Annotated in this window: 18 protein-coding genes; 9 read left to right on the top strand and 9 right to left on the bottom strand. The window is 62.4% G+C overall.

Annotation, left to right across the window (positions count from 1 at the left end; genetic code table 11):
* The first annotated feature begins 4 nt into the window (after positions 1–4).
* Positions 5–496: a 2,4'-dihydroxyacetophenone dioxygenase family protein gene (locus tag FH061_RS19200; RefSeq protein WP_151637444.1), complete on the top strand. Its 492-nt coding sequence runs from the start codon at positions 5–7 to the stop codon at positions 494–496.
* A gap of 325 nt (positions 497–821) precedes the next feature.
* Here the strand turns inward: FH061_RS19200 and FH061_RS19195 are convergent, their stop codons facing one another.
* The gene (locus tag FH061_RS19195; protein ID WP_192805140.1) at positions 822–1,148 is read right to left on the bottom strand and encodes a BON domain-containing protein; all 327 of its coding nucleotides are present in this window, start codon (positions 1,146–1,148) and stop codon (positions 822–824) included.
* A gap of 322 nt (positions 1,149–1,470) precedes the next feature.
* Positions 1,471–2,451 (bottom strand): Bug family tripartite tricarboxylate transporter substrate binding protein, encoded by a 981-nt coding sequence (locus FH061_RS19190; protein ID WP_151637442.1) that lies wholly within the window; start codon positions 2,449–2,451, stop codon positions 1,471–1,473.
* Between the two features lie 310 nt (positions 2,452–2,761).
* On the opposite strand from FH061_RS19190, the gene FH061_RS19185 reads away from it, so the two are divergent.
* On the top strand, positions 2,762–3,535 hold the full coding sequence (locus tag FH061_RS19185; protein ID WP_151637441.1) for a ferredoxin--NADP reductase: 774 nt from the start codon (positions 2,762–2,764) through the stop codon (positions 3,533–3,535).
* 70 nt (positions 3,536–3,605) lie between these two features.
* Here FH061_RS19185 and FH061_RS19180 read toward each other — a convergent pair whose 3' ends face one another.
* On the bottom strand, positions 3,606–4,517 hold the full coding sequence (locus FH061_RS19180; protein ID WP_151637440.1) for an AraC family transcriptional regulator: 912 nt from the start codon (positions 4,515–4,517) through the stop codon (positions 3,606–3,608).
* Positions 4,518–4,678: 161 nt separating this feature from the next.
* Here FH061_RS19180 and FH061_RS19175 point away from each other — a divergent pair, with 161 nt between their 5' ends.
* Complete coding sequence (locus FH061_RS19175; RefSeq protein ID WP_151637439.1) at positions 4,679–5,215, top strand: carboxymuconolactone decarboxylase family protein; 537 nt, start codon at positions 4,679–4,681, stop codon at positions 5,213–5,215.
* Between the two features lie 69 nt (positions 5,216–5,284).
* A complete protein-coding gene (locus FH061_RS19170; protein ID WP_151637438.1) occupies positions 5,285–5,848 on the top strand; it encodes a peroxiredoxin family protein in 564 nt (187 codons plus the stop codon).
* Between the two features lie 183 nt (positions 5,849–6,031).
* Here FH061_RS19170 and FH061_RS19165 read toward each other — a convergent pair whose 3' ends face one another.
* The 3 genes from FH061_RS19165 to FH061_RS19155 form a co-directional block, all read right to left on the bottom strand.
* On the bottom strand, positions 6,032–6,997 hold the full coding sequence (locus FH061_RS19165; protein WP_151637437.1) for a Bug family tripartite tricarboxylate transporter substrate binding protein: 966 nt from the start codon (positions 6,995–6,997) through the stop codon (positions 6,032–6,034).
* 60 nt (positions 6,998–7,057) lie between these two features.
* The gene (locus tag FH061_RS19160; protein ID WP_151637436.1) at positions 7,058–7,711 is read right to left on the bottom strand and encodes an aspartate/glutamate racemase family protein; all 654 of its coding nucleotides are present in this window, start codon (positions 7,709–7,711) and stop codon (positions 7,058–7,060) included.
* 79 nt (positions 7,712–7,790) lie between these two features.
* On the bottom strand, positions 7,791–8,783 hold the full coding sequence (locus FH061_RS19155) for a 3-hydroxyacyl-CoA dehydrogenase family protein (protein WP_151637435.1): 993 nt from the start codon (positions 8,781–8,783) through the stop codon (positions 7,791–7,793).
* A gap of 94 nt (positions 8,784–8,877) precedes the next feature.
* Between FH061_RS19155 and FH061_RS19150 the strand changes: the two genes are divergently transcribed.
* Positions 8,878–9,789 carry a LysR family transcriptional regulator gene (locus FH061_RS19150; protein ID WP_151637434.1) on the top strand — a complete coding sequence of 304 codons (912 nt, stop codon included), beginning with the start codon at positions 8,878–8,880 and terminating at the stop codon, positions 9,787–9,789.
* A 67-nt stretch (positions 9,790–9,856) separates the two neighbouring features.
* Here the strand turns inward: FH061_RS19150 and FH061_RS19145 are convergent, their stop codons facing one another.
* On the bottom strand, positions 9,857–10,561 hold the full coding sequence (locus tag FH061_RS19145; protein WP_151637433.1) for a GntR family transcriptional regulator: 705 nt from the start codon (positions 10,559–10,561) through the stop codon (positions 9,857–9,859).
* A gap of 230 nt (positions 10,562–10,791) precedes the next feature.
* On the opposite strand from FH061_RS19145, the gene araD reads away from it, so the two are divergent.
* From araD to FH061_RS19130, 3 genes are all read left to right on the top strand, one after another.
* Entirely contained in the window at positions 10,792–12,531 is a 1,740-nt protein-coding gene (gene araD / locus FH061_RS19140; RefSeq protein ID WP_151637432.1) for an L-arabinonate dehydratase, read from the top strand.
* 28 nt (positions 12,532–12,559) lie between these two features.
* The gene (locus FH061_RS19135; protein WP_151637431.1) at positions 12,560–13,276 is read left to right on the top strand and encodes a ribonuclease activity regulator RraA; all 717 of its coding nucleotides are present in this window, start codon (positions 12,560–12,562) and stop codon (positions 13,274–13,276) included.
* Between the two features lie 92 nt (positions 13,277–13,368).
* Positions 13,369–14,346, top strand: a complete 978-nt coding sequence (locus FH061_RS19130) for a Bug family tripartite tricarboxylate transporter substrate binding protein (RefSeq protein ID WP_151637430.1) — start codon at positions 13,369–13,371, stop codon at positions 14,344–14,346.
* An 84-nt stretch (positions 14,347–14,430) separates the two neighbouring features.
* On the opposite strand, the gene FH061_RS19125 is transcribed toward FH061_RS19130, so the two are convergent.
* Positions 14,431–14,898, bottom strand: a complete 468-nt coding sequence (locus FH061_RS19125; protein ID WP_192805139.1) for a chemotaxis protein CheW — start codon at positions 14,896–14,898, stop codon at positions 14,431–14,433.
* Positions 14,899–15,522: 624 nt separating this feature from the next.
* Here FH061_RS19125 and FH061_RS19120 point away from each other — a divergent pair.
* A complete protein-coding gene (locus FH061_RS19120; protein ID WP_151637428.1) occupies positions 15,523–17,715 on the top strand; it encodes a hybrid sensor histidine kinase/response regulator in 2,193 nt (730 codons plus the stop codon).
* Between the two features lie 65 nt (positions 17,716–17,780).
* Here FH061_RS19120 and FH061_RS19115 read toward each other — a convergent pair whose 3' ends face one another.
* Positions 17,781–18,167 (bottom strand): response regulator, encoded by a 387-nt coding sequence (locus tag FH061_RS19115; protein ID WP_151637427.1) that lies wholly within the window; start codon positions 18,165–18,167, stop codon positions 17,781–17,783.
* Between the last annotated feature and the right edge of the window lie 126 nt (positions 18,168–18,293).

The raw sequence follows: 18,293 nt of genomic DNA, 5'->3' as shown, positions 1-18,293 counted from the left end.
CAGCATGTCTGCCTTTATTGCGCCAGCCGGCGGCATACAGCCGGAAATCGTAGCCACCGCCATTCCTGCCGACGAGCGCGAGTGGGTGCCGCAAGCGCAGGACGTCTGGTTCCGTCCCCTGCTGCTCAATACCGTCACCGGGGGCTGGTGCAACCTGCTGCGGGTGCGCAAGTCGGGCGTGCTGTCCCGGCATCGCCATCCGATGCTGGTGGTCGGCTATGTCATCAGGGGCAAGTGGTTCTACCGCGAGCACGACTGGGTGGCCAATGCCGGCGACTTCGTCTATGAGCCGCCGGGCGAGATCCATACGCTGGAAGTGCCCGCCGACTGCGAGGAAATGATCACCTTCTTCAATATCAGCGGGGCCATGATCTATGTCGACGAGAACGGCATGCAGACCGGCTATGAAGATGTGTTCACCAAGATCGACATGTGCCGGCGCCATTACGAGGCCGTGGGATTGGGTGCCGATTACGTCCAGCGCTTCGTGCGTTAGGGCCTGTTCACACTTCCTTCGGGAGATGCGTTCGCATCAAAACGCGTGTTGGCGGTGGCGCGTGGCGACGCAAAGGCTTGCCGCCTTTGCCGGCCCTGCAACGCCTACGGTGCCTTCGCACTCCCGAACGAAGTGTGAACAGGCCCCGGAGCGGACTGCCGTTTGCACTTCGGAAAATGAAAAGCCCCGCGTTGCGGGGCCTGGGGCATCGAGATATTCGGGTACTGGCAGCGAAGTTGTCGCTTGCGCCCGATACCGCTGCCTTCCTTCATGAAGCCGGCATGCCTGCCGGCCACGTATCCGGTATGGTGCGGCCGCGACAGGCTTAGCCTGTGACGATCAGCTGGTTGTCGACCGACTTGACGCCGGGGACATCCTTGACGATCGCGTCGACCTTGCGGCGCAGTGCGAGCGACTTGATTTCGCCTTTCAGGCGTACCGCGCCCTGGGCGCTGGTGACATCGATCTTGGTGTCCTTGAGATCGGCGTCGGCAGCCAGGCCGCTCTTGATCTTGCTGACGATGGCCGTATCGTCGGTAGCGGAGCTGCTTTGCTGCGAGGCACTGGAGCCTGCGCCCGACTGTTTCATGCCGGCGCAGCCTGCGAGCACTGCGGCAGACAATACGAGAGCGAGTAATTTGATATTTTTCATGAGTTGTCTCTCTTTCTTGGTGGGACCGTTTAAGTAAAAAGTCATCTGATGGCTGCCCCGGCCATCAAACGTAAACTGCGGAGCAGGCTCATTCTGCCAGCCTCCGATGCGGGCCGCTTTGGCGCGCATCATCGGACATGCCGGTCAGGCCGAAACTGCTACAGTGGTGCGAGTCGAAAATCTGCTGGTCCGATGCAGACGGGAATCGGGCCGGTACCGCGCCGACAATGCCCGCAAGGCCCTGGCCTTGCTGCGCTTGTCCTTGTCCCGACACGATGTTGCCGCGTCTGCCTTAACCTTATCAAATTTCCAAGCCACCCCGCTAGTCTAACTTGATATTGGCATCGGAGATAACTTTAGCCCAGTTTGCGATTTCGGTCTTCATCCAGGCGCCGAATTCCTCGGGGCTGTTGGTCTGGGCTTCGGCGCCGAGCGCGGTCATCTTCTCGCGCACGTCCGGCATTCTGACGATGGCCGCCATTTCCTTGTTGAGCTTGTCGATGATGGGCTTGGGCGTGCCAGCCGGTGCCATCACGCCCTGCCAGCTGCCGGTCACGAAGCCCGGGATCATTTCACTGACGGTGGGCACGTCCGGCAACTGCGGCAGGCGCTTGGCGCTCGATACCGCGAGCAGCTTGATCTTGCCGGCCTTGACGTGCGGATAGGTGGCGACCATGCCGTTCATGGTCACGTCGATCTGGCCGCCGATCAGGTCATTGAGCGCCTGCGCGCCGCCGCGATAGGGCACATAACCCCAGTCGGCGCCGGTCTTCTGGGCAAACAGCACGCCGGCCAGGTGGGTGGCGCTGCCGGTTCCCGCGGCCGCGGCGAAATTGAGCTTGTTCTTGTTGGCCTTGCTGTAGTTCACCAGCTCGGCCTGCGACTTGACCGGGAGCGAATTGGTGGTCACCAGCAGGTGGGGCGAGTAGGCCAGCATCGTCACCGGCACCAGGTCCCTGACCGGGCTGAAAGGCAGTTTCGGATACAGCGTGGGGCTGAGAGTGAGATTGCCCATGTCCATCAGCAGCAGGGTATAGCCGTCGGGATCGGACTTGGCCACCTGGTCGGCGCCGATGTTGCCGTTGGCGCCGCTGCGATTGTCGATCACCACCGGCTGTCCCCAGGCTGCCGTCAGCTTCTGGCCGACCAGGCGCGCCAGGACATCCGAGGTGCCGCCTGCGGGGAAGGGCACCACGATCTTGATCGACTTCTTCGGATAATCGGCGGCGTTCTGGGCGATAGCGGGTGCGGCGAGCGTGGCGGCGCAGCATGCGGCCAGCGCGAGGGACATGAGTTTTTTCATGCAGTCTCCTGATCGGCAATAAGTCTGCCTTGTTTGACGGGAAGGTGGTAATGGCACCCGGATGCCGGCCACGATGTCCGGCCGTCGGTGCGCGCAAACATTATACATGTTGGCTGGCTTGTATGATGTCTAAGAATGCATCTGCGCGGGCTATTGCCATTCATCCATCATTCCGGCGAGCCCAGGGAATTGCACGTTCGGCAAGGTCTTGCGCGGGCGCGCAATGGCTGAAAAGCACAACTTGCAAGCCGTCCGCGCGCCGGAGCGGTAAAATGTCGCCTTTTTCCCGGTTTATGAGGAACGGAAACCAATGAGTGCCCTGCACGAAGAACGCGTCCTGAGTGTTCACCACTGGACGGATCGTCTTTTCACCTTCACCACTACGCGTGACCCCGCCCTGCGCTTTTCCAACGGCCATTTCACGATGATCGGCCTGCGGGTCGAAGGCAAGCCGCTGCTGCGCGCCTACAGCATCGTCAGCGCCAACTACGAGGAACACCTGGAATTCCTGAGCATTAAAGTGCCGGAAGGTCCGCTGACCTCGCGCCTTCAGCATATCCAGGTCGGCGACACCATCATCGTCGGACGCAAGCCGACCGGTACGCTGCTGATCGATTACCTGCTGCCCGGCCGCCGCCTCTATCTGCTGTCCACCGGTACCGGCCTGGCGCCGTTCATGAGCATCATCCGCGATCCGGAAACCTACGAGAAATTTGAACAGGTGGTGCTGGTGCATGGCGTGCGCCAGGTGGATGAACTGGCTTACCACGACGTCCTGATGGAGCACCTGCCCAATCATGAATTCCTCGGTGAACTGGTCACCAGCAAGCTGCGCTACTACCCGACCGTGACGCGCGAACAGTACAAGAACATGGGCCGCATCACCGACCTCATCAGCACCGGCAAGCTGTGCGCCGACCTCGGCACCCCGCCGCTGAATGCGAAGGAAGACCGCGTGATGATCTGCGGCAGTCCGGCCATGCTGCGCGACCTCAAGCGCATGCTTGAAGAAGGCGGCTTCAAGGAAGGCAATACTTCGACTCCGGGCGATTTCGTGATCGAGCGCGCATTCGCCGAGCAGTGAAGCAATAATGCAGTAATGCAGGAAACTGCGTTTCTTTCCTGAATCGACCGGTTCCCGGACCGCGGCCGGTTCAGGGAAGGTTCTGCGGGACCGTGTCGCTGCCGGCTTGCGCTTCGCCGGCGCCCCGGTCCCGAGTCAGCCAGTCCCTTGGCGACAGTCCCACCTTTGCCGCAAAGGCGCGCGACAGCGCCGGCGGATTCGCATAGCCGAGCTGTTCGGCCAGCAGCTTGACCGGCCGCCCCTCGCGCAGCCCGGCCTGGGCGAGCGCGATACGGCAGCTCGCCACATGATCCGCCGGCGTCTGCCCCACCACCTGCTTGAACACCGTTGCGAAACTCGTGCGCGACATGCCCGCGCATTCCGCCAGGCGTTCCAGCGTCCATGCGTCGCCGGGCGCTTCATGCAGCGCCACCAGCGCGCGCGCAAGTCGCGGGTGGGAGAGCCCGGTGATCAGTCCGGGCTGTATGCCTGCCTGTTCCGGATGATCCAGCAGCCATCGCAGCAACTGAATCAGCACCACTTCAAAAAGCCGGTCCGCCAGCACGCGCTGGCCGCAGCGCACCCGGTCCGTCTCTGCGAACAGCAGCGCCAGCGCGGGTTCCAGCCCTTCGACGGCGTCCAGCCGCAGGCGGAGGAACGGCGGCAGGCTGCGTGCGAGAAGATTGTTTTCGCCGCCTTCGAATTCCAGTGCGGCGCAGGTGAAATCCGACCCGTCCCTGGGCGGATTGTGGAAATGATGCGTCAGCGGCCGCGGGTAGAACAGCAGGCTCGGCTCATCCAGCACCAGCTTTTCCGGCATGCCGGCGGTGCCGTGATGCGTCACCTCCATCCTGCCGCGCCGAAGCACATGCAGAAAACCAAGACCGCTGCCGCAGTCAAACTTTTGCAGGCCGCACAGCGGCCCCGAATGGAAAAGGCTGACGCGCACACGGAAGCGCGTCAGCAGCGCCGATAACCTGTCGATGGGGGCCTGGAGATCCATTTGAACGAAAAGGTATGAATGATGGATGAAATGGTGCCAATCATACGCTTTCGAATCGCATACTGCATCTCACTGAAGCCGCCGGATGTGAAATTCCCGCCGCGACAGGAGTTCTCCATCGTGATCAAGTGATCAAGCCTCGCCTTTGAAAGGAAACCAGCATGTCCCGTATCAATATGAATATCGAACACGTTCCCGATGCCAGCCAGCAGACCTTGAAGCAGATCCATGCGGCCTTCGGCGCCACGCCTAACATGTTCAGGACGGTGGCCAATTCCCCGGCCGCCCTGAAAAGCATGTGGGGTGCGTTCGGCGCGCTGGGCGGCGGCGCCATCGACCCGAAGCTTGGCGAGCAGATCGCCGTCGCCATTGCCAACCGTAACCGGTGCGAATACTGCCTGGCGGCCCATACCATGCTCGGCAAGAAGGCCGGCGCCAGCGCGGAGGAAATGGCTGCGGCCCAGGCCGGCCGCGCCGCGGAGCCGAAAACGGCGGCTGCGCTCGCGTTTGCCCTCAAGGTGGTGAACGAGCGTGCGCAGGTATCGGCTGCCGACATCTCGGCATTGCGTGAAGCGGGTTTCAATGATGAGCACATCGTCGAGATCATGGCGCATGTGGCGCTGAACCTGTTCACCAACTATGTCAATGTCGCCTTCGACGTGCCGCTGGATTTTCCGGCGGTGGCATTGAGCAATTGAGCAATTCGGAAACCGAGTACTGAAAGCCAAGGGCGGCGCCTGCCGCCCGCAATCAACCCGGAGGACAACATGCAGAATTTTTCTCTGTATCCCGAGCTCGACGTGGCCGAGTGGATCAATACCCCGCAGCCAATCCGGCTGGCCGACCTGCGCGGCCGCGTGGTGGTGCTGCATGCCTTCCAGATGCTGTGCCCCGGCTGCGTGATGTACGGCATTCCCCAGGCCGAACGCATCGTTCGCGCATTCCCCACCCCGGACGTCGCCGTGCTTGGTCTGCATACGGTGTTCGAGCACCATGACGTGATGACCCCGGCGGCGCTGCGCGCCTTCGCCAGCGAATACCGGATCAGCATGCCGATCGGCATCGACCGTCCGGCCGAGCAGGGTTCCGTGCCGCGCACGATGCGGATGCTGCAGCTGCGCGGCACGCCCAGCCTGGTGCTGATCGACAGGAGCGGCAGGATCAGGCACCAGCACCTGGGACAGGTGGAAGACTTGCGTGTGGGAGCGGAGATCGGGGCGCTGCTGGCCGAGAGCGCGAACACAGCGCAGACGACGAATGGCGATGCAATGAGTCCGGCGCCTGATGACGGCGGATGCGATGCGGACAGCTGCCGCGCGAATGCAGGATGACGCCTTCCCGTACTGGTCCTGTACGGGAAGGCATCTGGCGTACCGGTGCGACTCCTGCACTGGCCGAGCCGGAATGAGCCGCAGCCCTTCGATCTCAAGACTCTGGAAAGTCTGGAGATCGATCTTCCAGATTCCTTAACGTAGCGGCGGAGCCAAGCGCTCGGTCAAGCGCCCGGACAAGGCTCAGTCAAGCGTGACGCCGGTGTCCCTGACCAGCTTGCCCAGCTTGGACGACTCCGAACGCATCAATGCGCCGAAATTTTCCGGTGTGCCGCCGACGATGGGCGTGCCGAGTTCTTCCCATCTTTTCTTGAAGGCGGGATCGGCGAAGATTTCGTTGATGGCCTGGTTCAGCCTGGCGACAATCGGCTTGGGAGTCGCCGCCGGCGCGACGATGCCATGCCAGGCCGAAAACGTGTATCCCGGCAGGCCGGCTTCCGCCAGGGTCGGTACGTCAGGCAGCGCCGGGCTGCGGGCTGCCGTGGTGACGGCAAGCGGACGCAGCTTTCCGGCCTTGATGTGCTGAACCGAGCTGCCGAGGATGTCGTACATGACCTTCACATGGCCGCCCACGACATCGTTGAGCGCCGGACCGGCCCCCTTGTAAGGTATGTGCTGCAGTTTCATCTTGGTTGCGCTATTGAACAATTCCCCCGCCAGATGCTGCGGAGTGCCGTTGCCGGCGGAGGCGAAGCTGAGTTCGCCCGGCCGCTCCTTGGCAAGCGCAAGAAATTGCTTCAGGTTGGAGGCGGGCACCGAGGGATGCACTTCCAGCACCAGCGGAAACTCCGATATCTGGATGATGGGCGCGAAATCCTTTTCCGGATCGAAGGGAAGCGATTTGTACAAGGTCTTGTTGACAGACATCGGACCGCTTGCCGCCAGCAGAATCGTGTAGCCATCGCCCGGCGACTTGGCGACGAAGTCCGAGCCGAGGTTGCCGCCGGCGCCGCCGCGGTTGTCGATGATGACCGGAGTATTCAATTTTGCCTGCAGGGGTCCCTGGATAAGCCGTGCCATGGCGTCGGTGGGCCCGCCCGGCGGATAGGGAACGACGAACTTGATCGGCTTCGACGGATACGCTTCATTCGCCCCGGCGCTGAGCGCCTGGGCAAAGAGCACGGATGCGAACATGAGCTTTTTAAGCATGATTTGTCTCCTCGTTTTAACCACTTGAATTATGAAACTTCGCCTTGTTGATTTACCCCGTCAAATCGCCTGGCTCGACAGGCGCCGCTTCAATTCCATCACCGCGCTGTGAACGGTCGTGAGCACCCGCCTGCCGGCCGCCTGTTCGCAGGCATGGCGCGCGCGGGCCATGCTGAACTGCGCAAGGGCAATCGTGCTGCATCCTTCAGCGGATAATCGCTTCGCCTGTTCAGCGATCAGCGCGTCATGTCGTTCGGCGTCGCCGCGATTGAGGGCATCGAGCGCGCCTTCGGCGAGCGCGCAGCGGAGCTCCACGGAAGCGGGAAACTCGGGCGGCATCGACTCCAGCGTCGGCCCGAATGTCGCGATCAATCCTATCGGGCCGTCGGCGCTCAGGGCATCCGCGATCATTGCCTCGTTCGGCTTGAGGACAGGCAGGCGCGCGTGACGGCGCGCCACGGCTTCGATGCAGGAGCCGAAGGCCGAGCAGGTGAAAAGGATCGCCTGCGCGCCTGTGCCGACGGCATAGCCGGCCAGGTCCTGGAAGCGCTGGTGCATGAGGTCATCGAGGCCCCGGCCGGAATGCAGCAGGTCCGCCGACAGCGAGTCGTCCAGCAGGTTCATGCGTATGGCTTCGGGCCATTCACGCGCAATGGCGTCGTTGATCGGATCGACCGAATGGCTTAAAGCATGGATGAGTGCAAGGCGTGGCATGGTTGGTCACTGGTCAACATGGAGGTTGGCCCTGCGATGCCGCTCATTGCCGCACCGCAGGGCGTTGATTCGTCAATCGTCAATCGTCAATCTTCGGGAGCTCGGCCGCCAGCAGGCGCAAGCCGGCCTTCAGCAGATCGTCATAACGCTTGCGTTCGGCGGCGATGCTCTCGGGCGTCCATTTGAAGAAGCCTTGCCCTGTCTTCATGCCGAATCGTCCGGTGGCGAGGCGTTCCGACAGCGCCCTGGAAGGTACGGTATTGGTCGCGAGCGACGGATACATGGTGGCCGCGGCCGGACAATGCACGTCGATGCCGGCATGGTCACGCTGCAGCACCGGCCCCGCGGCGAGAAAGCGGAAGCCGAAGCCGAAGCGTACCGCCGCATCGACATCCTCCGGTGTCGCAATGCCGGCATCGATGAGTGCAAAGGCTTCGCGCGCCAGCGCATGCTGGAGGCGGTTGGCGAGAAATCCCGGCAGATCCTTGCGCACCAACACCGGCACCATGCCGCAGCCGCGCATGAAGGCCGTCAGGGATTCGGCAAGCGCCATCGAGGAGCGCTCGCCGAGCACGACTTCCACCAGCGGAACCAGGTGCGCCGGCATGAAGAAATGCAGGCCGAGCATGCGGTCTGCAGTGTCGAGGCCTGCGCCGATCGCCGAGATCGGGAAGCTGGAGCTGTTGCTGCACAACACGGTGTCGCCGCGCGCACGCCGCACCAGATCCGCGAACAGTTCCTGCTTGAGCGGCAGTTTTTCGGGAATGCATTCAATGACCAGGTCGATGTCTTGCCAGTCGACCTCATCCAGCGATGCACAGGTGGAAAGGCGATTGCGCCTGTGCTCCGCATCAAGCTCGCGCAATCCATTGGTGAAATGGGATTCGAGCGCCTGCCGGCGAATGTCGCCGCGTTCCAGAACGATGGTGCGGCAGCCGCCGCGGGCCAGCACCAGGGCAACATCGGCGCCCATCGTGCCGCCCCCGATGACAAGAGCGCATGCCTGCGAAGGCTTCGGCAGCAAGGTTGATTGATTTGCAAGCGGGGACGAGGAGGCGTTCCGGGTATCCATGTGTTTGATGAGTGCTGGGTAACCAAAAGGAGAGTCCAGTGTGCCGCCATGGTTTTTATCTGTAAATCGCATATTTTCTATAAACTTATCAATCATGGAGATAAATTTATCGAACCGCGATTTGCGGGCTTTTCTTGCCGTGGCCAACAGCCTGAGTTTCAGCCAGGCTGCGCAGCAGATGCATCTTTCGCAATCGGCGCTGTCGACCCTGATCGGCCGGCTGGAAGAGGCCTTCGGCTCGCGGCTGTTTGACCGGACGACCCGTTCGGTGGCCCTGACCGCGGCCGGAGAGGTGCTGGCGTCGCATGCCGAGGAATTGCTGTCGGACATGGAGCGCACGGTGGCGGCGGTGAAGGATGTCACTGCGCTGCGCCGGGGACGCGTGGCGCTCGCCGCCCTGCCGTCCCTGGCTGCCCATGTGATTCCTCCCCTGTTCCGCGCCTTCGGCGAGAAATATCCCGACATCAAGCTGGCGCTGATCGATACCCTGTCCGAACCGGCATTCGAACTGGTACGGGAAGGACGCGTCGACTTCGCGCTCACGGCAGCCAATCCCGCCTATACCGACCTCGACTACCTGCCGCTCACGACAGACAGCTTCGTTCTGCTGGCGGCGCGCGGTCATCCGCTCGGAGCGGAAAGCGGCGAGATCAGCCTGGCCGATACCCTGTCGGCGCCGCACATTTCGATGTCGCGCCATACCAGCGTGCGCCAGTACATGGAAGCCGCTGCGCTGCAGAACGGCTTCGGCTTTCACCCTGCGTATGAAGTGGATCACTTGGCGACCATCGGCGCGATGGTGAGCGAGCAACTGGGCGTGGCGGCGCTGCCTTCCATGGCGGCCGATGTCATCAGTGGCGGAAAAATCGTGCGCCGCCCGCTGGTCGGGCCCATCATCCGCAGGTCCATCGGCCTGGTCAGGCGCAGGGAAGGCTCGCTGTCTCCCGCGGCGGAGGCGATGCTTTCAATGTTGCGGCAGCAGCTTCAAGGCGTCGCCGCCGCTTGAGGCGCTTGAGGCGCTTGAGCCGCTTGAGCCGCTTGATCCGCTTGCGCAAGCGGTCGAGCATCCATCCTCAATTTTTCAAATAATCCCGGTGCCTCGTCCGGATCTCCTCGACATTGGCGAGCGTTCCAGACAAATGCCTGCGCACGCTCTGCTCGGCCAGGCTTGAATCGCCTTGGGCGATGGCCTCCAGGATCGCATCATGATCGGCCAGCACGGCCAATGCCTTGCCGGGCGCCGGCAGATGCAGGCTGCGCAGGCGGTCGAGGTGGCCGCTGTGGCGGCGGACCAGCGAAAAGAGATGGGGGACTTTCGCCGCTTCATACATCTGCCGGTGGAAAGCCTGGTCGGCGAGAGCAAAGCCGGACAGGTCCTTCTCCTCGAGAGCAGCCTTCTGCCGCGACACAAGCCTGCGCAGGCGTTCGATCAGCGCCGGGTCCGCTACCGCCGCGAGCGTGCGGGCAATCTCCATCTCCACCGAAAGCCGCAGGAAATGCGCCTCCTGCGCCAGGTTCACGTCGATGCGGCTGACGACCGTCGCATGCTGCGGATAGACATCGACCAGTCCTTCCTCGCTCAGCCGGATCAGCGCGTCCCGTACCGGCGTCTGGCTGATGTTGTACTGCAGGGCAAGCTCCGCGCGCGAGAGCACCATGCCGGGCGTCAGCGACATGGAAATGATGAGTTCGCGCAGATGTTCGAAGATCTGCGGCGCGGCATGGCGGGTGCGATCCAGGTTGAACTGGGCGGGGGTCACGTCGGTCAGGGCGTCCATTCGTAGGCGGTACGGAAAGGGATGGATTGCATGTCGGCACAAAAGGAATATCGACATGATAAGTCCTTATCGGTGGTTTGACATACTAATATATTAGTGTTGTAATCCTGTTCAAGCATGCATAGCCTTCGCGGCTTTGCCGAACTGCCTTGCCGAGCTGCCTTGCCGAGCTGCCTTGCGTCTGCGCAGTCAAGGTCCTTTTCCATTGTTGCCATCCCATGTGAGGCCGCATGAGCACTCCTAAAAAGAGCATAGAATCCCTCCGCAGCGCCCGCTGGTTCGCCAAGGACGACCTGCGTTCCTTCGGCCACCGGTCCCGTGTCATGCAGATGGGCTATTCGCCGGACGAATTCGTCGGCAAACCCGTCATTGCCATCCTCAATACCTGGTCGGACATGAATTCCTGCCACATGCACTTCAAGCAGCGCGTCGAGGACGTCAAGCGCGGCGTGCTGCAGGCGGGCGGATTTCCGGTGGAACTGCCGGCCATCTCCCTGTCCGAGAGCGCGGTCAAGCCGACCACCATGCTGTACCGGAACCTGCTGGCGATCGAGGCGGAAGAACTGATCCGTTCGCATCCGGTCGACGGCGTCGTTCTCATGGGCGGCTGCGACAAGACCACGCCCGGCCTGCTGATGGGCGCCACCAGCGCCGGCGTGCCGGCCATCTTCGTGCCTGCCGGCCCGATGTTGCGCGGCAACTGGAAGGGCCATGTGCTCGGTTCCGGATCGGACGCCTGGAAGTTCTGGGACGAGCGCCGCGCCGGCAAGATCAGCAAGGAAGAGTGGGTCGAAATTGAAGGCGGCATCGCCCGCAGCCACGGCACCTGCATGACCATGGGCACGGCCAGCACCATGACCGGCATCGCCGAAGCCGTCGGCTTCACGCTGCCCGGCGCGTCCTCGATTCCCGCGCCGGACGCCGGCCATATCCGCATGTCTTCCGAGTCCGGCCGCCGCATCGTCGACATGGTGTGGGAAGACCTGACACCCGCGCGCATGCTCACGCGCCGCTCGTTCGAGAACGGCATCGTCATGGCCATGGCGATGGGCTGCTCGACCAATGCCATCATCCATGTCATCTCGATGGCGCGCCGCGCCGGCTTCGATATCGGCCTGGAAGATTTCGACAAGGCCAGCCGCCATGTGCCGGTGATCGCCAACATCCGGCCCAGCGGCGATACCTACCTGATGGAAGATTTCTACTATGCCGGCGGCATGACGGCCCTGATGAATCGCCTGAGCAGCAAGCTGCACCTGGATGCGCTGAGCGTCAACGGCCGCACCATCGGCGAAAACATCCAGGGCGCCGAAGTCTACAACGACGACGTCATCCGCACCATGGACAATCCGCTGTATGAGGAAGGCGCGCTCGCCGTCCTCAAGGGCAACATCGCTCCCGACGGCTGCGTGATCAAGCCCAGCGCCTGCGAGAAGCGCTTCTTCAAGCATTCCGGCCGCGCGCTGGTGTTCGACGATTATCCGACGATGAAGGAAGCGGTCGAGCGCGACGATCTTGATGTGACCGCCGACGACTTCCTCATCCTGCGCAACGCCGGCCCGCTCGGCGGCCCCGGCATGCCGGAGTGGGGCATGCTGCCGATTCCGAAGAAGCTGGTGAAGCAGGGCGTGCGCGACATGCTGCGCATGTCGGATGCGCGCATGAGCGGCACCAGCTACGGCGCCTGCATCCTGCATGTGGCGCCCGAATCCTACATCGGCGGCCCGCTGGCCCTGGTGCGCACCGGCGACATCATCACCATCGACATCCCTGCGCGCAGCATCAACATGGAAGTCTCCGAGGAAGAGCTTGCACGCCGCAAGGCGGAATGGAAGCAGCCGCCCAAGCGCTTCGAGCGCGGCTACGGCTGGATGTTCTCGCAGCATATCAAGCAGGCCAACGACGGCTGCGACTTCGACTTCCTTGAAACCGGCTTCGGCGCGCCGGTGGGCGAACCCGACATCTTCTAATTACAACATCGAACAGGACAGAATTCACATGGCACTCAATCAGCAGACAAAAGAACTACTGCAGAAGGTCAGCACGGCCACGCTGTGCACCGCACTGTTCAAGCGCGGCCTGCGCAACCAGTTCATCCAGGATGTGCGCCCGCTCGATCCGAACAAGGGCAACATGGTGGGCGAGGCTTTCACGCTGCGCTACATTCCGGCGCGCGAGGATCTCAATCCGATCAGCGTGTTCCAGGACCGCGCGCATCCTCAGCGCAAGGCGGTCGAGGAGTGCCCGCCGGGCGCGGTGATGGTGATCGACAGCCGCAAGGATGCGCGCGCCGCGTCGGCCGGCTCCATCCTGGTATCGCGCCTGATGGTGCGCGGCGCGGCCGGCATCGTCACCGACGGCGGCTTCCGTGATTCGCCGGAAATCGCCAGGCTGTCCATTCCGGCCTATCACAACCGTCCCTCGGCGCCCACCAACCTGACGCTGCACCAGGCGCTCGACATCAATGTGCCGATCGGCTGCGGCGACGTGGCCGTGTTCCCCGGCGACGTGATGGTCGGCGACGGCGAAGGCGTGATCGTCATTCCCGCCCATCTCGCCGACGAGATCGCGAAAGAAGCCACCGAGATGACAGCCTTCGAAGACTTCGTGACCGAAGAGGTGCTCAAGGGCAGGTCCATCCTCGGCCTGTATCCACCCACCGACGAGCAGTCGAAAACCGATTTCGAAGCCTGGCGCGCAAAGACCGGACGTTGAAGACCGGTGCCGGAGCAACAGCAGCCGGCCATCGGATATCGGACATCAGCCACCAGCAACGCAAAAGAGAAGCATCCAATCAAGGAGACATCATGAACACCACTCGCAGAAGCGCGCTCGCCGTCATCGGCCTTTCCCTTCTTGCCGCATCCCTGCCGGGAATGGCGCAGGATAAATGGCCGGCCAGGACGATTACCTATGTCGCGGCGTTCCCGCCGGGCGGCAATACCGACACGCTGGCGCGCCTGATTGCGCCCAAGCTCGGCGCGGCCCTCGGCCAGCAGGTCATCGTCGAGAATCGCGGCGGCGCCGGCGGCAGCGTCGGTTCGGCCTACGTGGCGCGCCAGCCGGCCGACGGCTATACGCTGCTCGGCGGCACCATCAGTTCCCATGCGATCAACCAGAGCCTGTATCCCAACATCGGCTACGACTCCATCAAGAGCTTCGAGCCGGTGGCGATGCTGGGCATGATTCCCAACCTGATCCTGGTGCGCGCCGACTCGCCGTACAAGACCATCCAGGACCTGATCACCGCGGCCAAGGCGAAGAAGCAGATCACTTCCGGTTCGCCGGGCAGCGGCACCTCGCCGCACATGGCGCTGGAACTGATGAAGCAAAGCCTGGGCATCGACATCACGCACGTGCCCTACAAGGGCGGCGGTCCCGCGCTGCAGGATCTGCTGGGCGGCCAGATCGACATGATGATCGAGACCACCATCGTCGGCGGCCCGCATATCCAGCAGGGCAAGCTGCGGGCGCTGGCGACCACCGCTTCCACGCGCGTACCGACCATGCCGAACGTGCCGACGCTGGCCGAGGCGGGCGCTCCCGGATACGATGTGCAGTCCTGGCAGGCGGTGTTCGCCCCGGCCGGCACGCCCAAGCCCATCGTCGAGCGGCTGCATAATGAAATCATGAAGGCCCTGGCCGAGCCCGAGCTGCAGGATCGCCTGTCGAAAATGGGATTGAACAATCCCAAGATGACGATTGATCAATTCAACAAGTTCCAGCGCGAGGAAGTGGCGAAATGGGCTGCGGTGGTGAAGAAGGGCAATATCAAGGTGGATTGATGGCAGGCGCCGGCAACAACGCCCGGCGCTTTCTCCGTCATGAACCGGGCTGCGGTTTCATTGCGGCGTACGGCTGCAGCGGCTCTATCCCCGTTCCTGTTCCGACGGATAGAGCAGCTTCCCGATATCCACGACCAGCGTTTTTCCATCGTCGTTGCTGATGATGCCGTCGACATACTCGGCGCTGCAGGACCCGTCGAACTGTGCCGGCTCGATATCAAGCGCCGGCACATCGATCACATCGCCCACCTGCTGCACGATGATGCCGACAAGCTGCTGCCGCAGTGAAAGCACAATCAGCGGAAGCGGCGACTCCGGCCCGGCGGAGGCAGCTTCGCCGCGCAGGTCAACCACCGGGATCACGGCATCGCGGTAGAAGGCGAGATTGCCGATGGCAACCCCTTCTGCATCGACCCGGCGTACCTGCCGCGTATCGAGGATATGTTCGACGCGGCGCACATCCATTGCAAAATCCACATCCTGGGTGCGGAAGCGCAGCAGGGACATTGGCTGCATCAAGGGGCCGATGGTGGTGTGTGTGCCGATGGTCATTGTCATTCCGGTATCGAGTCAGGCAGGCGGCAGAGCGCAGCGCCGCCCGGCCTTTCGTTGATCAAATGATACCTGCCTGTCCTGATTCATGCATTCTCCCCGGAAATGACAATGGTTTTCCCCATCACGGTGCATCCAAGCCATTGGCGTATCAGAACGGGGCATTGGGTCAGCGCTTTTGCTGCGGATTGAATCAAGTCACTCGCAGTCACCGGACCAGGTTGCAATACGCGTGCCATTTACTCCGTTATGGATCCGGCCCGAAAATAGGTTGAGCCGGATTCCCTCGCCCCGGCCCTCTCCCAGAGGTAGAGGGTGAGATCAGCGACCCGGAAAATGAGCCATTTTCGGGCCGAATCAATAGGAGCGAGCTTGAAGCGGATTGCAGGTAAATGGTCGGTCGCCTCGGCCTCAGAATCTCCAGGCATGACACCGCTTGCAATACCGCCGCAGGAGCATTCGCGGAGTCTGTGAAATAATGTCGGATTTCGCCGCCACGGGCCACGCCGGACTTAGTGGCTTTGCTTGTCCTCCTTAACATCGCTTCAACAGGCAACACCTTCCCAACCGCGCCCGGCAAGTGCGCCGCAGGGCAACTATCCTGATCACGTTTTCCATGATTTCATGCTGACCAACAAGACCGTACGGCTACGCAGCCTCCTCGTGCTGCTGACGGCGCTGGGCCTTCTGCCCATTGCGCTGATCGGCGCCTGGGGCATACGCGCCGCGATCGACCAGCAACAGCAACAGTTCGAAGCATCCATGCTCAATCTGTCACGGGCGCTTGCCAGTGCGGTGGACGCGGAACTGGAGTCCGCGGTCGATACGCTCCGGACGCTGTCGTACAACCAGTCGCTGGTCTATGGCGAGCTGGAAAATTTTTACAAGGTGGCCGGGGAAACGGCGCGTTCGAAGCCGGAGTGGACATCGGTGATCCTTACCGACGGCAACGGCAATCTCATCTTCAAGACGGCATCGCCTTTCGGCGCGGTGGACACGCGCGTCAACGACCCCGACAGCCTGATGCGCGTCATCGGCGACCGCGAACCCGTGGTCGGAAAAATCGTCAAGGGGCCCCGCGGCGGGGTGGCCTTTCCGGTGCGCATTCCGGTCATCGAGAACGGCAGGCTCACCTATGTGCTCAGCGCGGCGATCAGGCCCAACCGCATCGTCGAATACCTGAAGCGCCAGCAGATGCCGCCCGGCTGGATCGTCTCGATCCATGATGCGGCAAACCTGCGCGTGGCCAGGTCGAAGGACCATGACGAGACCGTCGCCACCGGCATATCGCCGACCCTGGCGCAACTCCTGGCAGACGGGAAAAGCGAGGGCAGCGGCATCAGCAGGACGATCGACGGCGTGGAAGTGCTGACCGCCTTTGCGCGCACATCGCGGCACGGCTGGACGGTCGTGGTCGGCGCGCCCGACACCTATTTCAGACAAGCCTTGCTGGAAAACCTTGCGCTCTATGCAGCCGGCATCGCCGCATCGCTGGCGGTCTGTATCGCGTTTGCATTTTTCATTGCCCGCAGGATTGCCGGCGCGATCGGCGGCCTGCAGATCCAGGCACTGCAACTGGTGCACAGCGAGCCGGTGCGGGCCGTGCCCAGCTTCATCCAGGAAGTCGATGCCATGAGCGCCGTGCTGGAGTCGGCATCGAAGGAGCGCAGGGCGGTCGAGCAGGAGCGCGAACAGTTGCTTGTCTCGCTCAACAAGGCGCTGGCCAATGCCGAGGAAGCCGGCCATGCCAAGGACAGTTTCCTTGCGGTGCTGGGTCACGAATTGCGCAATCCGCTGGCGCCGATGGTCGCCGCGCTTGATCTGATGGATGTCAAGAAGGAAACCGCGAACCTGCGGGAGCGCCAGATCATGCGCCGCCAGGTGGAACACATGAAGCGCCTTGTTGACGATCTCCTCGATGTGTCACGCATTACCCGAGGCAAGCTGGAAATACGCCATGCGCCCGTGGACCTGGTGCCGGTCATCGAGCAGGCGGTCGAAGCATTGCAGCATGCAGTCACCATGCGCGGCCGCGGCATTCGCGTCTCGTTGCCGGAGGCGGCATGGGTCATCGGCGACGAAGCCCGGCTGGTGCAGATAGTGACCAACCTGCTGAACAACGCCCTGCATTTCGATCCCGAGGGCGAGATCAGCGTCAGCATTGCGCAGGATAAGGACAGCCGTGAGACAGGCATCATCATTCGCGACGAAGGCGCGGGCATGCTGCCGGAAACGGTGACCAGGATTTTCGAGCCGTTTTACCAGGCGCCGCAATCGCTCGCCCGTTCCTCCGGGGGACTGGGCCTGGGACTGGCGATCGTGCGTAGCATCGTCGAACTGCATGGCGGACGGGTGACGGCGGTTAGCTCCGGGCCGGGCCAGGGCAGCGAATTCAAGGTGATACTGCCGTCAATCGATGCACCGCAGAAGCAGCCATTGCAGAACGAGGTCTCCACAGGCGTGCAGGCCCATCGCATCCTGGTGGTGGACGACAATGTCGATGCCGCCGAAATGCTCGCCAGCCTGCTGAAGCTGCATGGACATGAAGTGAGGATGGCGCATGATGCGCGTGCGGCACTGTCCTTGCTCGGCGAGTTTGTGCCGGACATTGCGTTTCTCGACATCGGTCTGCCCGACATCGACGGCTTTGCCCTTGCCGGCATGATGCGCGCACGGCTGCCGCATTGGCACGGCAAGCTGATCGCCCTGACCGGCTACGGCCAGGAGGGGGACAAGGCGCGTGCCGCCGAAGCCGGATTCGACATGCATCTCACCAAGCCGGTGGACGCGGATACGGTGTTTGCCGTCGCGGGATGAATGGTGGATTGAGGTTTTGCCGCATGCGCGGCCCTTCGCTGACCTTCGCTGACTTGCGATCTGCCCTACGGCAGCGCGTCCGGTCTCATGCTTCTCACGGTCTCGACATCGACAAGCATGTCGCTCATCCGGTGCACCAGGATCATCGGATCGACTGGCTTGCTGAAGATTTTCGTGCGGTGGTCCTCATCCGGCGCATCGCTTGCAAAGGCCGACACGATGATCGCCGGCAGGTCCGGCTGTCTGGACCGCAAGCGTTGGACCAGTTCGCGTCCATCCATGCCTGCCATGCGAAAGTCCGTGACAACGCCGTCGATCGGATCGGTTTCGCTGATCCGGAGCGCGGCTTGCCCATCTGCGGCAATGCTGACCCGGAATCTATGCCGCTGGAAATACTTGGAAAAAAGATATGCAATTGCCTCGGCATCATCGACAACAAGAATATGTTTCATAAAAACGGGTGTTCTTTGCAAAGATCACTAGTGGTGTGAGTTGGAAATTTGTTGAAAGCAAATGTGGCGAAATCATGTCGAGGCAAGGAAAAAAGCACAGCAAGGCCGCGCCTTGTCATTCGTTGC

Origin of the sequence: Noviherbaspirillum aerium (assembly GCF_008929045.1) — a bacterium.
In the GTDB taxonomy this organism is placed as follows: domain Bacteria; phylum Pseudomonadota; class Gammaproteobacteria; order Burkholderiales; family Burkholderiaceae_D; genus Noviherbaspirillum; species Noviherbaspirillum aerium.
This window is presented reverse-complemented; position numbering and strand designations above follow the sequence as displayed.